The 463-nt window shown below is 35.6% G+C and carries 1 protein-coding gene; it reads right to left on the reverse strand.

The window, feature by feature from the left end; all coding sequences use genetic code 11:
- On the reverse strand, positions 1-463 hold a 463-nt coding region (locus AC3DEV_RS16950), incomplete at both ends, for a hypothetical protein (RefSeq protein ID WP_488372862.1).

Genomic DNA, 463 nt, shown 5'->3' on the forward strand with positions numbered 1-463 from the left:
TGCTGAATAGCTAACTCCCATTCTGGTGTAAATAGTTTCGTATTTTTCAAGTTGGTTGCGAAGTCTACCCGTTCCGTTTACTGTATCGCCGTCATCCGCTATTATTATTTTACGTTGATGAAATCCTAATTCTAAGCCTTCCATTAATCTTTGTTTACTGCCTTGAGTAAATATGTAGCCTTCAGTATTATTGCGAAAAGACTTTATTTGGTCTACGACTACATCGCCTAACCCTGTTGCATCTACACGAGTAGTAACATCTGGTAAATTCTTTATTTTATCAATGCTAATTTGCCAATTCTTTTTATTCCATGTCTCATAATACGATTGCATCCCCCATTGGTCAAAACCTATTACGCTACAATAATCCGACTTCTTACCTAAATCAATTCCAAAACAAACAGTAGGATTGCTTGATAGTGTTTGTTGGCATGACAACTCAATAAATTTTAATCCAAATGGA

Source organism: Dietzia sp. IBK-p2-15D, from assembly GCF_057773105.1.